Origin of the sequence: Bradyrhizobium sp. SRL28 (assembly GCF_018596315.1) — a bacterium.
In the GTDB taxonomy this organism is placed as follows: domain Bacteria; phylum Pseudomonadota; class Alphaproteobacteria; order Rhizobiales; family Xanthobacteraceae; genus Bradyrhizobium.
On sequence record NZ_JAHEAG010000083.1, the window covers coordinates 1 to 13448 of the forward strand.

12 protein-coding genes and 1 pseudogene are annotated in these 13448 nt (G+C 61.0%); 4 read left to right on the forward strand and 9 right to left on the reverse strand.

All coding sequences use genetic code 11. The annotated features are described in order from the left end of the window. The 7 genes and pseudogenes from KIP88_RS43695 to hflC (KIP88_RS43720) form a co-directional block, all read right to left on the reverse strand. Positions 1 to 246, reverse strand: a 246-nt coding sequence (locus tag KIP88_RS43695) for a hypothetical protein (RefSeq protein ID WP_214494236.1), incomplete at its 3' end; no start/stop codon positions are given. Positions 247 to 427: 181 nt separating this feature from the next. Beyond that, positions 428 to 1399, reverse strand: coding sequence for an FtsH protease activity modulator HflK (gene hflK / locus KIP88_RS43700; RefSeq protein WP_214494237.1), 972 nt, complete (start codon positions 1397 to 1399; stop codon positions 428 to 430). Beyond that, positions 1396 to 2361 carry a protease modulator HflC gene (hflC, locus tag KIP88_RS43705; RefSeq protein WP_214494238.1) on the reverse strand — a complete coding sequence of 322 codons (966 nt, stop codon included), beginning with the start codon at positions 2359 to 2361 and terminating at the stop codon, positions 1396 to 1398. The genes hflK (KIP88_RS43700) and hflC (KIP88_RS43705) overlap by 4 nt, the downstream gene beginning before the upstream one ends. A 65-nt stretch (positions 2362 to 2426) precedes the next feature. Next, a complete protein-coding gene (gene hflK / locus KIP88_RS47495; protein ID WP_374226601.1) occupies positions 2427 to 3461 on the reverse strand; it encodes an FtsH protease activity modulator HflK in 1035 nt (344 codons plus the stop codon). 75 nt (positions 3462 to 3536) lie between these two features. Next, a pseudogene (locus tag KIP88_RS47500) lies at positions 3537 to 4160 on the reverse strand (cation transporter); the annotation flags it as partial. Positions 4161 to 4199: 39 nt separating this feature from the next. Then, positions 4200 to 5225 (reverse strand): acetamidase/formamidase family protein, encoded by a 1026-nt coding sequence (locus tag KIP88_RS43715; protein WP_214494240.1) that lies wholly within the window; start codon positions 5223 to 5225, stop codon positions 4200 to 4202. A gap of 77 nt (positions 5226 to 5302) precedes the next feature. Beyond that, positions 5303 to 6247, reverse strand: coding sequence for a protease modulator HflC (gene hflC, locus KIP88_RS43720; protein ID WP_214494241.1), 945 nt, complete (start codon positions 6245 to 6247; stop codon positions 5303 to 5305). Positions 6248 to 6654: 407 nt separating this feature from the next. On the opposite strand from hflC (KIP88_RS43720), the gene KIP88_RS43725 reads away from it, so the two are divergent. The 4 genes from KIP88_RS43725 to KIP88_RS43740 all read left to right on the forward strand — a co-directional run bounded on the left by KIP88_RS43725 (position 6655) and on the right by KIP88_RS43740 (position 11683). Next, positions 6655 to 6855 (forward strand): hypothetical protein, encoded by a 201-nt coding sequence (locus KIP88_RS43725; RefSeq protein ID WP_214494242.1) that lies wholly within the window; start codon positions 6655 to 6657, stop codon positions 6853 to 6855. A gap of 479 nt (positions 6856 to 7334) precedes the next feature. Next, entirely contained in the window at positions 7335 to 9038 is a 1704-nt protein-coding gene (locus KIP88_RS43730; protein ID WP_214494243.1) for an adenylate/guanylate cyclase domain-containing protein, read from the forward strand. Positions 9039 to 9536: 498 nt separating this feature from the next. Then, complete coding sequence (locus KIP88_RS43735; RefSeq protein WP_214494244.1) at positions 9537 to 11159, forward strand: tetratricopeptide repeat protein; 1623 nt, start codon at positions 9537 to 9539, stop codon at positions 11157 to 11159. Positions 11160 to 11209: 50 nt separating this feature from the next. After that, entirely contained in the window at positions 11210 to 11683 is a 474-nt protein-coding gene (locus tag KIP88_RS43740) for a tetratricopeptide repeat protein (RefSeq protein ID WP_214494245.1), read from the forward strand. Between the two features lie 42 nt (positions 11684 to 11725). On the opposite strand, the gene KIP88_RS43745 is transcribed toward KIP88_RS43740, so the two are convergent. Then, positions 11726 to 12247, reverse strand: coding sequence for a tetratricopeptide repeat protein (locus KIP88_RS43745; RefSeq protein ID WP_214494246.1), 522 nt, complete (start codon positions 12245 to 12247; stop codon positions 11726 to 11728). A 924-nt stretch (positions 12248 to 13171) separates the two neighbouring features. Then, positions 13172 to 13448, reverse strand: a 277-nt coding sequence (locus KIP88_RS43750; protein WP_214494247.1) for a hypothetical protein, incomplete at its 5' end; no start/stop codon positions are given.

Genomic DNA, 13448 nt, shown 5'->3' on the forward strand with positions numbered 1-13448 from the left:
AAAAGTTCGAGACGCGACGAGAATGACGTTCTTCAGTTCGATCTTAAAGTTGAATGCGATTGCGAGTTGGTGGCCTAAAGCGGTCTTGGACGAATAACTTCTTCTATCGTCCTTGAGCGGCTTCGCGTTTTCACACAGCCAAGACCCGGAGCGGACATCCGACGGTTCTTCCCAAAGCGGGCCCTGCTCCTGAATTTCATCTGTTCCGCCGGTGGCACGCGCGATAGTGGCCGCATCAGAGAACATTCACATCGAGACCGTCGTAGCGCATCTAAGCGGAAGCGTCAGAAACTCAGGCTGTTAAACTGCTGCCTGGCAACCTCGCTGAAGTTGTGGCAGGAGTCACAGCTCGACCGGTTCTGAGCGAGCGGCTAGAGCTGGGCCGAAAGGGCACCCGGTGGGGATGATGCTGTTCGCTGAACAGAATCTACCGGCCTCTCACTCGCAAGTTGACCGGGGCCTGTCCATCCTCTGTGTCCAGGATGTACGCTTTCACTCTGGGCAAAGCCTTCTCCATGGCTTCAAGATAGAGGCGGGTGCGCGTGAGCTCGGGGGCCTTCGCATACTCTTGCTGCAAAGCTTTGAGGCGAGTGGTCGTGCCTATGGCTTGCGCGATGCGCTGCTCACGCCGGCTCTGCGCTGCCTGGACCAATGTGTGCGCCTCCCCGCGAGCCTTAGGCAGGAGGTTGGCCGCATAGACCCGCGCCTCGTTGCGTGAGCGCTCGCGATCGGCCATGGCGTCCGCCACGTCTTGAAAGGCCTGTGCCACCGCCGCGTCAAGCGTCATGGCCATGATGCTGGAAGCCGTTAGCTGAACGCCGCTTCGGTAGCGATCGAGGAGCTCCTGAGTCTGTATCTTCACCCTGTCCTGGATGGCAAGCCTGCCTGTGGTCAAGACCTCATCGACCGACAAGCCAGCCAAAACCTGGGTGAGCACACTTTCGGCAAGCCCGCCGATCAGCTCCTTTGTGTCCTCGACATGCAGCAGGAAGTCGGCAGGATCGCGTATCACGTATTGTAGCACGAGCGAGATGCTTAGGATGTTCGTGTCACCAGTCAGCAGTTCCATCCCAATCGCGGTCTCCTGCTCTCGCTCGGGCAACGCGAAGCCCACGCCGACTTTCGAGACACTTGTGGTCTTAACCACGTCGACCCGGTCGATGGGCCAGGGGAAACGCCAGTGCATGCCGGGGCCCAGGCGGGCATGTGGCGCGCCGAGGCGGCGCGCCAAAGCTTGCTCGTCCGTTGCGACGAGATGGAAGCCCGTGGCGAAGTAGGCCGCGATCAGCAGGAGCAAGAAGACGACACCGCCCCGGATCGCATGAGCGCGCCAGCGCGGATGTTTGAGGACGCTTTCCGCGCGGTCCTGCTGCACCCCGTCTTCGTGGCTGGCCGTCATGGCGATTCCCCGCGTGACTTTGGCTGCTGACCTTCGACACCAGCGCCCACGGTCTCGCCATTTCTGGGACGAGCCTTGAGCGGCGGGTTAATATCCCGCGCGACCGATGCGCTCGGCTGCAGCATCTGCAGGAGTTCGGACTCGGACGGCAGGAACAGGGTCGTCTTGTCGTCGAGGATACGATCATAGGCCTCGAGTGTGCGGACGAGCTTGAAGAAGGGTAGATCGGCGCCAAACTCACGCGCGTAGATTCGCATCGCCTCAGCCTCTCCCTCGCCGTCGAGTTGCCTTGCTTGCTCGTTGGCCTCGGCGAGGATGCGTGCCTTCTGTCGATCGGCTTCGGCGATGATCCGCCTCGACTCGGCCTTCCCGTCGGAGCGAAGTTGCATGGTGATGCGGGCCCGCTCTGCTTTCATCCGCTCAAAGACGCTCTGTCGGTTCTGCTGAGGCAGGGCGAGTTCACGCACACCGAGATCGATCACCTCGATACCGTAGGCGGGCGCAACAAGAGCCTGAACCCCGGCACGTACCTCCGCGACTATCGCCCCGAACCTGTTCTCCGAACCATGCGGCGCGATCAGGGAGGCGAAGCTATGGCGGCCCAGCACTGCGCCGACTTCACCGACGATAGCCTCCGTCAGCCGCTGCTCGGCATCGCCGCGCGTAGCAAGCGTCGCGAGGAAGCGCGCCGGTTCGGCGATGCGCCAGGTGGCGAGCGTGGCAACGGACACGTTCTTCCGGTCCGCCGTGACGTACTCAACGGGCCGAGTGCTCAAGTATAGGATGCGCTTGTCGAACCGCTGCACACGCTCGAAGGGCAGCTTGAAGCCTAGGCCCGGCACTTCAACCAGTTGCACGATCCGGCCGAAGCGCGTTACCATCCCGTGCTCAGTGATATCCAATGTGAAGAGGCTCGCAAGGGCCGACAGCACGAGCACGGCGATAGCGGCAGGCGTCAGCACCCAAAGCGCTGCTCTCCGCCTGCCGCCCGCGCGGCTTATCTGCCAACTCCAGGGTGAGCTGCCTTTCATCGGTTGCCGCCTGCGCTGATCGGAGGCTCAAGGAGCCAAAGGTCGAAGTCCTTGATGGCACTCGCCTTCGGCCGGACAAGCTTGTGCGCCTTCGGCAACACGTCCTCGATCGTCTCGATCTGCAAGCGGAATGCAGCCAATTCGGGCGCTTGCCGAAACGCCTCGACCTGTAGGCTGAACGCTAGGGCCTCGCCGCGAGCGCGGCGGACCTGTTCCTCCTGGACGGCGAGGGCACCCTCGATCGTCGCCGCGGCTTCTCCTTTCGCTTCGTTTACCTCCTCGGCGGCGAACCCTTTGGCGCGGTTGATCGTGCGCAGCTTGTCCTCCTGTGCACTAGCCACGTCCCGCTCGGCGTCGTGTGCTTCCTGGGGCGCATGGACGTAGACCAAGCGCACCGAGACGAGCGCGATGCCGGCATTCAGACCGTCCAGGCGCGCCTGAACGAACTCATGCAACCGCGCCTCGACCTCTGCTTTGGCGTTTGTTAGCAACGCGTCGATTCGCTGAGTGGCAATAACGCTACGCAGCCCTGCGCGGGTAACGCTCCGGACTAGCGCCTCAGGCTCCGCCAGGTTTGTGACGTAGGCCACCGGATCCTTGACGCGGTACTGCAGGGTTGATCGAAGATCGATGAGGTTGGCATCACCGGTCAGGAGGAAGGACTCACCCTCCAGCACCTCGCGCTGGAACCAGGAGCCCCTGGCCTTGATCGCCTCCGGCACCGGATTCGAAGGCCCGCCCACTGTGAGCCGCTCGCGGGCGAGTGCGCGCGTCATCAAGCTCTCGTCCGCCTGACTGCGGAAACCGAGCTCTGAACTCCGCGTGCGCTCGGTTTCGACGAGACGGTGCGTCTCGATTGGCCAGGGCAGGCGGTAGTGTAGGCCTGGGCCGAGGTCGGCCGCGACGATGCGAGCAAACCTGAGGCGCAGGCCGATCTCCCCGGGCTGAACGGTAAAGAAGCCGCTTGCGAGCCAGAAGAGGCCCAGGCTTGCCAATGCCGTGATCTTGACGCGGGTGTCAGTAACAAACACGCGGATCGCGGCCGCAAACCCGTCGCGCAGCCGAATCCACTCCGGCGGCGCGTGCGTGTGTGACGCGTGCGTGTGGAGCGAGATTTCACCGGTCCGGAGCTCACGCACCGCCTGTCGCAGGATTTGAGCGGATGACCACAGGAACAATCCCGCCATGATGGCGGCTACGATCAGGTCGGGCCACCTGGTCGCGGTTGCCCAAACGCCGAGCGCAGCGAGCATCACGGCGACGTTGCCGAGCGCATCGTTACGCGAGCAAAGCCACACGGACCGCACGTTGGCGTCGCCATCCTTGTAGCGCACGAGGATGACGACGCTAGCCACGTTGGCAGCGAGAGCCAGGAAGCCGATGGCGCCCATGATCTCGGCGCGGGGCACACCGAGCACAAGCACGTGATAGGCGGTCGCCCCAAATACCCACAAGCCCATCAGCGTGAGGCTGACGCCTTTCACAAAGGCCGCACGCGCCCGGACCCGAACGGATGCACCGATGACCGCGAGGCTGAGACCGTAGGTCGCTGCGTCGCCCAGGAAGTCGAGAGCATCGGCCTGCAGCGCCTGTGAGCCGGCGAGTGCGCCGGCTCCTATTTCCACCAGGAACATCCCGGCGTTGATCGCAATGACGATCCAAAGCCGCCGCTTGTAATCAGCCGACAGGCCTTCGAAGGTGGCGCCTTCTCCGCAACAGGCTACGCCCATGTTCAGAGCCCTACGCTTCCTGAAGTCTCCAGTGCAACCTCACCGCGGCAGGTAGCGCTTGTCGAGTTGACAAGCCACGGAGTACTGCGGATCGACAACGTTGGCGATCTCGAGATGCGCTGCTTGGCCTAGAAGCTGAAGCGCCTCGATCTTGTCGTAGCCGTGATCCTGCACCAGCCAGTTGACGAGATCGACGCAGGCGATCCGCAGCGCATCGATCAACGGCCGCGTGCTGCCGATCGACATGATCATTCTGTCGTTCTCGAGCCGGGGCCAGTTGATCTTTTTTCCTTTGATGAGATTCACCGTGAAGGTGACGTCAAACGAGGTCTCGATAGCGGCGCCGTCTATCTCGCCGTCACCCTGCGCGGCGTGCCCGTCGCCCAGCATGAAGAGCGCACCCGGCTCGAAAACCGGGAAAGACATCGTCACACCTTCAACGACCTCATTGAAGTCCATGTTCGCGCCATGAGGGCCGGGTATCAGCGAGCTAATGCATTCCTTGCCACCAGGTGCGGTGCCGATTGTCCCGAAGAATGGCCGCAACGGGACCTCGACTTTGCCGATCTTGCTGTTGGGCAGGTCGAGCACACCGACCATTTTCGATCGGTCGAGCCGCCAGATAAAGAGCCGGTCCGGCACCGGGTCGGTTATCATCGCCGTCTTGTATTCAGGCGCCAAGGCTCCGAAGTAGGGGATCGAAGCTCCCCAGCCCCAGTCTCTGTTGAGGCCGATCCTGTCGATACGCACGACGAGCGTATCGCCGGGCTCGGCGCCCTCGATGAAGAACGGCCCGGTCTGCGGGTTGACTCTGGTAAGGTCGAGTCTCGGAAACACCGTCTTGTCGGTCGGCTGGAAGACGTCGTTCGCCGCGTCCTTGGTCCTTGTGATTACCGTGTCGCCTGGCTTGATGCGAATCGCCGGCGGATGCGCATGGCAATAGGTGAAGTAAACGGTGTCTCCCGGGTCATAGCGCACTTCCGCGGCCGAGGCAGGCGCGACCCCAATAACTACGAGTGCCGAAGATAGAGCCACGATGGCCGCAAGTGCCTTCTGCTCGTTCATTCGAATCATAGAAATTCCTCCTATGTTGGCAGCGCAGATTGCTGCTATGGGGCGGCATAAGATTTCCGCTCGTCATCTCAGGGCGTTTCCTTTCTCGCACTGTCGGCCAGGCTTGCCGGCGGCTTGGCGGGCTCATAGAAACTGCTGTCGTACAGTAGGCCGAAGAGATGGGAGTTCGCCGGCAACACCATCGTCGTGCCCTCCTTGACGAACTTGCGCGACGCGTCGAGCGTCCGCCGCAGCGCGTAAAACTGCGGTGACTCGCGAAGCGAGTCGGCGTAGATGCGGGCGGCCTCTGCTTCGCCAGCGCCGCGGTGCCGCTGGGCGACCTTGAAGGCCTCGGCTAGAACGCTCGTCTTCTCGCCCTGAGCCGCGGAACGGATCTTGAGGCCTTCCTCCTCGCCCTCAGAGCGGTAGCGCATGCTGATTGCGGCGCGCTCGGAGCGCATGCGCGCGTAGACCATGAGCCGGTTGCGTTGAGGGAAGTCAAAGCGCAACAGCTGGACGTCAAGGACTTCGATACCGTAGTCCCGAAGTGCAACATTCCGGCACTTTGCGGCGACCTCGGCGAGCAAGGCCTCTGCTCGATAGGCTTCGACCGAGACAAAGGTAGCGAGTGGACTTCGGCCGATGGCGGCGCCAAGCTCTGCAGAGAGGATGTCGCCCAAGCGCGATTCCGCACCCGCCTTGTTGAGAACCGTCTCAAAGAAACGTTTGGGCTCGGCTATGCGCCACATGACGGCGCCCGTTGCCGTCACGGCAGTCTTCTCAAGCGTAAGGAATTCGCTCAGTGGGGGCTGGTAAACAAAAAGCCGACCGTCGAACTTAGTCACGCTTTCGTAAGGCAGCTTCACGCCAAGACCCGGCGTGGTGACTACCTGCACTGGCCTGCCGAACGATGTGACTACGGCCCGCTCGCCATCGCCAACGGCGAAAAGACATAACGTGATCGCCACGACAGCGCCAAGCACTGCCGTGGCGCCCAGAATGGCTTGCCTAGGCTTCGAGCTGGAACGGGCCATGGCTCATTTACCTAACGAGCTGGGGCTTTTCTCATTCTGTAGGGCGTGTTTCGGGTGGTCAAGGCATTTGTCTCCGATGAACTGCTTGTATGGGCTTCCGTCCGCCGTCCCGCCGGTTGGCACGGGTCGAGGCCGTCGGTCCCGGCGAGCACTTCGAGAAGCTGGGCAACATCGCCGGCGGTACCCGGCATGATCAAGTGCTAAACCAACGTTCGGAAAGCCTGCAGACCGGTCAAGTGTGAACGTCGGCAGCGAACTCTTCGCGCCTGGAGAGTTGTGGCTACCAGCCAGTGACCCTAAAGCCTTCGTTCCAATAGATGGAACCATCGCCATCGTTCAAATAAGCGCGAAACAATTCCCAAGCTTGTAACTTAAGTGAATCATGGGGCTAATCGAGATATCGCGAAATGGAACCCTCCAGCCGGATATCCGAGCACATCGACCACAAGACTGCCCGGTCGATCTGTGACGAGGTGGGTGACCGACTGCAGCAGGACTTAACTCTCGAAGCCTCGCCTTTGCCGCCCTACCTCGAACGCCTAGTTGATGAATTGCGCAAACAGGAGCGTCGTCTCATTGATGGCGTCGAAAGCTGGCGCTATCGCTGACTGTTTCTTTACATGCGGCGATAGGCGCGGCCATGTGAGCGCGTAAAGAAAAGCCGTCGCCGCTCTCAACCCGGCGGCGGCTTGTTCTACTAATCTTATCGCTGAGTGCAGTTGATGTTGCGCCGGCAAACCAGCTGTTTACAGACCGAATAATCGGTGCGGTGCATGAGTCTCTTCTTGGCACCTTTGAGGCATGCCGAACCTTACGATGAATGTCGGCTTTCAGGGGTAAAGCGGAAGCAACGCGGACATCGCGAGACCGTCGCTTTTTGACCCGATTCGGACATAGGCACCTAGATTACTGCCACTCCGAGGGATTACTTTGTCGGCCCGTGTGGTGCGGGCCCGTGACCGCTTTTCGACCCGAGAAAGCACCTAGCGGAGCAACCCATTGGTGTGATCTGATGCTATCGAATTGATCTTGAACATGGGGAGCGGCCTTGCCCGAAGAGCGTGTTCAACGGCGGTTGGCGGCAATCTTGGCCGCCGATGTGGTCGGCTACTCTGCGATGATGCAACGCGCGGAGGAAGCCACCTACGCCGAGTTCGAGCGGCTCAAGCGGGACTTGATCGCGCCGAGCCTCTCCCGACACGACGGCCGACTGATCAAGACAACGGGTGATGGCGCGCTCGCCGAGTTCGCAAGTCCCTTGGCCGCCGTGAGATGCGCGACCGAGATGCAGGATCATCTCGCCGAGGGTAGCGGTCCATTCAAGCTACGCATCGGGCTCAACCTCGGTGACGTGATCGTTGGGCAGGACGGCGACCTCTACGGCGACGGGATCAACATTGCTGTCCGGCTGGAGGGGATCGCCGATCCGGGCGGCATCCTGATTTCCGAAAAGGTCTATAGCGAAGTCGAAGGCAAGCTGGACGTTGGCTTCGAGGATCGCGGCGAGCAGCAGCTCAAGAACATCGCCAAGCCGGTCCGCGCTTACGCTGTCCGTGCTGGAGCGTCTAGCGCGCTGACCGAGAGACTAAGCGCGGCCCCGCCACTTCCAGACAAGCCGTCCATCGCCGTGCTGCCGTTCGAGAACATGAGCGGCGATCCCGAACAGGAATACTTCGCGGACGGAATGGTTGAGGAGATCACCACCGCGCTTTCGCGGTTCAAATGGTTGTTCGTGATCGCCCGCAATTCCAGCTTTACCTACAAGGGCAAGGCGGTGAACGTGAAGCAGGTCGGGCACGAGCTGGGCGTGCGCTATATCCTTGAGGGGTCTGTGCGCAAGGCAGCGGGGAAAGTTCGCATCGCAGGACAATTGATCGATGCGATTACAGGGGCGCACATCTGGGCGGACAGGTTCGAGCGCGACCTGACGGACGTTTTTGCTCTCCAAGACGAAGTGACGGTCGCCGTCGTCTCGGCCATTCAGCCAAAGATTATTCAAACAGAAATCGCATTGTCCACGCGGCGGCGACCGGAGAACCTCACTGCGTATGATTATTATCTCCGCGCCTTGCAGCATTACCTCGCGACCCCCGAAGAATTGGCCGAGAAGATCAAGCTGGCTCATTGCGCTTTGGAGCTGGCCCCTCTGTTCCGCCCTGCAGCGGTTCTGGCAGGTGTCGGTCACATGCAAAACGTCCTTTTCGGCTATGCTGACGATCCCCAATTCGACCGCAGGGAAGCCGTTCGGCTTTCTCGCTTGGCATTGAGCCTCGACGATAGTGATCCAGACACGTTAGCAGCGGCTGCTGTAATCTCGGCGTTCATGGTCGGCGATATTGAAAGTGCGATCGAAATGGCTGACCGGGCGGTCGCGCTCAACCCCAATTCATTTGACGCATGGTACGGCAGAGGCTGGGTCTACAGAAATGCGGGGCTGCCGGAGGAAGCGGTACGATGCTTTGAGCGTGCTATGCGCACGAGCCCGGTGGACCCCCAGCTACATCGGTCGTTTGTCGGGATGGGCATAGCCTTGATCGAGCTTCGTCGCTTTGACGAGGCCGTCGTCGCAGGCAAGAAAGCCCAACGCCAGAAATCCTCCTTTTCGCCAGCTTACTGCTGTCTCGCGTCCGCTTTCGCCCATCTCGGGCGCGAGGCTGAGGCCCGTGAGGCGGTGGCGCGTCTGCTTGAGTTCGATCCCGCCTTTACAATATCAGCGTTCATCGCGCGGGGCGGGCAATCAAACGCGAAGCTGTTGATCGAGGGGCTTCGGAAAGCGGGCTTGCCCGAATGAACCTACGCGCACCCGCGCCGACGCGGTGATCGAACATTCACCGGTTTTTGTGCGGTGCATGAGTCCGAAACTGGCACTTTTCGGAAGTGACGCGCGAGGCTGACGAAGTCGGCTCGGCGTAGAGCGGACATCGCGATTGCGTGCGCCGAGGTCCGAAAATGGACCCCAACTCGGACATGCGCAAGATCAGCTTGCCGGATGGCGCTGCGCAGTCGAACCAAGCACCCGGCTCTTCACCAGGCAAGGCCCGGAAGGCGTTTCAGGCGGGCCTTCATGTAGGCGCCGATAAACTTATCCTATCGATGCTCACGCTCTGCACCCTAGATGGCACAAGGTGATGCCGAGCTCGCGCAGATTGACGAGCTCTTCCGACGAGCGCATGCTCCGCATAGCTTGCTTCGTCTGTGGTCTGCATGGCCCGAACGCCCTGATGGGTGTCCAATTCACCGAAGCGGCAATGCGGATCCTCCAGACTGAAGTCTCGATAGGGAGGGTTCGATGTTCAAAAAAGCATTCGGATTGGCTGCTTCCGCCTCGGCAGCGGCCGTGATCGCGACTGGGGTCTGGGCTCAGACCGGCGACCCGCCAAAAGGAAAATCGATCGAGGAACTCGGTCGCGTGGTGTTCCAAACCTCGTGCACGCCGCAGGCGCAGGTACAGTTTGAGCGAGCGCTGGCCATGCTGCACTCGTTCTTCTATCCCGAAACGATCAAGGCGTTTTCGGCAGTTGCCGAAACTGATCCGAGCTGCGCCATCGCCCATTGGGGGATCGCCGTCAGCGTGCGCCCCAATCCGCTCGTCGGCCCGTTTGATGCCGCAGTTCTCAAGCGCGGCCTCGAGGCGGTCCAGAAGGGCAAGGCCATCGGCGCCAAGACCGACCGCGAACGCGATTGGCTTGCGGCGATCGAAGAGTTCTACAAGGACTATGACAAGGTCGACCAGGACACACGCGCCAAGAATTACGAGAAGGCGATGGAGGCGCTCGCCAAGAAGTACCCTGACGACGTCGAGGCGAAGATCTTCTATGCCCTCGCATTGAACGAGACGTTCGACCACAAAACGATGGGCAACCTGGTCAAGGCGATCGAAATCCTGGAGCCGATCGACCAGCAATATCCTGATCATCCCGGCGTGACGCACTATCTCATCCACAGCTACGACTTTCCCACCTTGGCGGACCGTGGCGTAACTGCTGCCAACAAGTATGCGAAGATTGCCCCGGCGGCGCCGCACGCCCAGCACATGCCCTCGCATATCTATTCGATGGTCGGGATGTGGGAAGCCTCCATTGCGTCCAATCTGGCCTCCATCGCGGTCGCCAAGGAGTATGCCGAGAAGAGCAAGCTCGATGGCGTGCTCGCCGGCGTTCCGCACGCGTATGATTTCATGCAGTACGCCTATCTGCAGCTCGGCCAGGATGCCAAGGCAAAGGCCGTGATCGAGGAGAACACCGCGATCCAGAAGGTCGTGGGACCGCAATTGGTCAGAATGGGACAGGCGGCGATACCCGCTCGCTACATGCTCGAGCGGCAGGACTGGCGGGGGGCGGCGCAGCTCAAGCCGCTCGGCCTCGCCATACCGCCGGCGGAGGCCATCACCCACTTTGCCCGTGCATTAGGCGCGGCGCGCAGCGGTGATGTCGCCGCCGCGCAGGCCGATGCCGCCAAGCTGATCGAGATTCGTTCAGGCTTGGAGAGGTCGAATCAGAGTTACTGGGCGGGACAGGTCGAGATACAGGCCCTGTGTGCCCAAGCCTGGATCGCGCAGGGCCAGGGCAAGCCGGAGGAAGCGCTCAAGTTCATGCGGGCTGCCGCCGATCTCGAAGACGGCAGCGAAAAGCACGTGGCGATGGAGAACCGCCTGTATCCGATGCGCGAGCTGCTGGGCGATCTGTTGATGGAGCAGGGCCAGGCCGCTGAGGCACTCAAGGCCTACGAAGCATCGATGAAGAACGCGCGGGAGCGCCTGCGCGGTTTCTATGGGGCCGCCAAAGCCGCCGAGGCGTCGGGCGACAAGCAGAAGGCGACAACATATTTCACCGAACTTCTGCGATTGACAAAGAACGCGGATACCGATCGCCCCGAGATCGGCGCTGCCAAGCAAGCATCCGCAGCCCGCTGAAACAAACGGCCGCCGACCCCCTGCCGGCGGCCACTTCACCGGAATTCGACATGACCAGGGCGAACATCGCGGCTGTGCTTGTTGGCGGGGCTGTGTTGCTGACCCCCTTTGCGACCTCGGCGGTCGACAACGAAGAGAATCCGGCCGCCGTTGCGCTTGATCCCGACTACGCCACCGGCAAGAAGGCGATCGAAGCCAAGCAATGGAGTGCGGCCATCGCCGCGCTCTCGTCGGCAGCGCTGCGCGACACGCGCAATGCCGATATCCAGAACTACCTCGGTTACGCCTACCGCAATGCCGGCCAGCTCGATGTCGCGTTCAGGCACTATAAGCGCGCGCTCACGCTCAGTCCGCGTCACCGCGGCGCACATGAATATGTCGGCGAGGCGTACTTGATTATGAACAACCTTGCGAAAGCTGAAGAACACCTCGCGATGCTGCAACAGATCTGCTTGATCCCTTGCGAGGAGTTCGAGGAACTGAAGGAGAAGATCGAAACCTACAAACGATCCGGCAAGCGCTAGTTAGCGGCGCGTGTGGCGGTGCACCGCACCGCCGACCCGAGCTCAGTGCGTCGCGGTGGACTTGTATTTCGCGATCACTCTCTGCAAATCGCCATATTCGTCGCACGGGATCAGGCAAATGCGCTCCAAGGCTGCGAGATGCTCTTCGGCTGCGGTGAGATTGCCGATCGTCAGATAGGCCTCGCCCATGTGTTGATGCGCCGCGCGGTGGCGCGGATTGAGGGTCAGCGCCTGCCGAAAATGCGCGAAGGCAGGCTCCAGCTCCCGCAAGCGGCGATGACTGTAGCCGATATAGTTCTGGATCTCTGCATTGCGCGGATCGCGCAGCGCTGCCGACTTGAGCACCGCGATGGCGCCATTCCAATCGCCGGCCACCATCGCCTTCTTGCCCGCCGCGAAATCCGGATCGAGCTGTGCCCAGTCTGCACTGTCCGCGAGCGATTCCATGGTGCTGCAGATCGGCCATTCGTCGGTCGCGACAAGCTGACTTCCTGGGGGCCGGATGATCGCATAGAAAGCCACAGCCGCGATGAGCGCCCCCAACATTGCAGCAAGTACGACCATGCGGATCATCGTGGCTGGCCTCGGCTGCCGAGCACTAGGGATCCATTACAGGCGGCTAGAATAGCTTCTTCTCTTTTGAGCTACAACGACAGCATTCAGCGCCGCGGGGAGTGCGGGCGAGATTATATTCTTATCGCGGGTTACACTGGCCCGAGCGACGGGCGGGTCCATTTCTGGCACCTTTCGGAAGTGGTGGTCCCGATGCGTGATGTCCGCAGTTGAGGGAAGACCGGAGGTGGTCAGCGGTGGGGCGAACCGACGCGATTGACCTCAGCGGACACGGCGTAGCCGCACCATTACGATCAACAGAAGGCGCTCGACCGCCGCACGGACGCTACTCGGGCCGGCGAAGGTCGGGCTGGGGCGCGGTACGCGCGTTTATTGAGGAGGTGGGATGCCGGTCCCGTTTATCGCCCTCCTTGCCCCTTTGCCGGGCGAAGAACTCTAGCCGAAATAGCCGCAAAGATTTAATGTTTGGGTGAGATGTCCGGACTTGCGAGCGTCAAATCAAAGCTTAATTTGATCTGAGGTTGAGAGACTTCTCGGCGCGCCAATGAAACGAAAGAACGCCGCTGACCAGGTCTCGCCCCCGTTGCGTAAATTGCGGGGAACAGCCGGTATCCAATGCCGGCATTCTCGATCCGTCGCTCCGTGCCTTTCGCACGTGCAAAAGCAAGTGCGGCGAGAAAACCTGGGTTTTTGAAAAAATCTAAAGCCGCTGCTGCAATGGTGCAGTGTCGTCCCGCGTGATCGCGTGGGCCAGCTATAGAGCGTGGCAGTGCAGCATGGGTTGGGAGGAGGCGTCGAAATGACCGAGTATCGCCTTCACACTGTTGGAAACGATGGTCACTTCATTGGCTCTAGAACGTTCACGGCCGATAGTGACGATGATGCCGTAGTATGGGCTAAGCAACAGATTGAAGATCACTCGGTTGAGCTTTGGAGTGGGCCGAGGCTTGTGAGACGGCTTGACCCGGCAGAAAAACGAGCCGCCGAGGCTGTTACGCACACTATCGAGGCAGGACGTATGGTGCCGAAAAACAAAACATAGCTCAGCTTCTTGATTCTGGCGCTTCTCAGGATCGCGGCGCACATTTCGTCATCACCGTTCGGTACGTGGCTTTCATCGGTGATGAGAACACCAGTCGCGCTCCCGCGAACCTCGAATGGATGGAGCAGCGCATGCCAAAGCGTCGCAGTC

What these genes read in the sequence shown, in the direction of transcription:
- KIP88_RS43740 (WP_214494245.1), top strand. Translation starts at nt 11,210, where the DNA reads ATGACCAGGGCGAACATCGCGGCTGTGCTTGTTGGCGGGGCTGTGTTG.
- hflK (WP_214494237.1), bottom strand. Translation starts at nt 1,399, where the DNA reads ATGACGGCCAGCCACGAAGACGGGGTGCAGCAGGACCGCGCGGAAAGC.
- KIP88_RS43745 (WP_214494246.1), bottom strand. Translation starts at nt 12,247, where the DNA reads ATGGTCGTACTTGCTGCAATGTTGGGGGCGCTCATCGCGGCTGTGGCT.
- KIP88_RS43725 (WP_214494242.1), top strand. Translation starts at nt 6,655, where the DNA reads ATGGAACCCTCCAGCCGGATATCCGAGCACATCGACCACAAGACTGCC.
- KIP88_RS43735 (WP_214494244.1), top strand. Translation starts at nt 9,537, where the DNA reads ATGTTCAAAAAAGCATTCGGATTGGCTGCTTCCGCCTCGGCAGCGGCC.
- hflC (WP_214494241.1), bottom strand. Translation starts at nt 6,247, where the DNA reads ATGGCCCGTTCCAGCTCGAAGCCTAGGCAAGCCATTCTGGGCGCCACG.
- KIP88_RS43715 (WP_214494240.1), bottom strand. Translation starts at nt 5,225, where the DNA reads ATGAACGAGCAGAAGGCACTTGCGGCCATCGTGGCTCTATCTTCGGCA.